Below are 504 nucleotides of genomic sequence, written 5' to 3'. Positions count from 1 at the left end.
CCCTGATGAAGTCCGCGGATCTGATTCTTAATCACGTCATCGCGCTCAAAGCGCTTTGCTTCCTTGGGCTTGCTCGAGCCCCCGATCCTATCAAGGTGCTCGCAGTGCGAGCAATGCCCTACTCCACGTCAGGCATTGTCATTAGGATAGGTCATCGGGAGGTCTGACGGCAAACCAGCACACTCGGCGGCGAAGCGGGTGCCGCTTCTTAAAATGTGTTCCGATTGCTCTTTCTCAAAACTGGCCGTGGGCAACGGAAAAAGCGAGACACCTCAATGCACGCCTGATCGCAAGGAAAACGACCGGTTTTCTGGCGGTAGCGGTTTTTGCCCCGGCGACGCTGCCTAGTAGTCGGAATACCCGTTGCGAAAACCACCAGCACATTGCAGGGTGTCAGATATCTTTTCTGGCGGGGTGACGATGCTCATCGGATATGTGAGGGTGTCCAAGGCTGACGGATCGCAGACGCTGGCACCACAGCGCGATGCGCTGCTCGCCGCCGGC

The 504-nt window shown here is 57.3% G+C and carries 1 pseudogene; it reads left to right on the top strand.

Annotated elements, in window-relative coordinates:
- Positions 1-420 precede the first annotated feature (420 nt).
- Positions 421-504, top strand: a pseudogene (locus AACY52_RS30250) (transposon DNA-invertase); the annotation flags it as partial.

This window comes from Pseudomonas sp. EA_65y_Pfl1_P113 (genome assembly GCF_963970525.1).
Classification (GTDB): domain Bacteria; phylum Pseudomonadota; class Gammaproteobacteria; order Pseudomonadales; family Pseudomonadaceae; genus Aquipseudomonas; species Aquipseudomonas tritici.
Note: the sequence above shows the minus strand (reverse complement) of the source record. Positions and strands in the feature narration are given on the sequence as shown.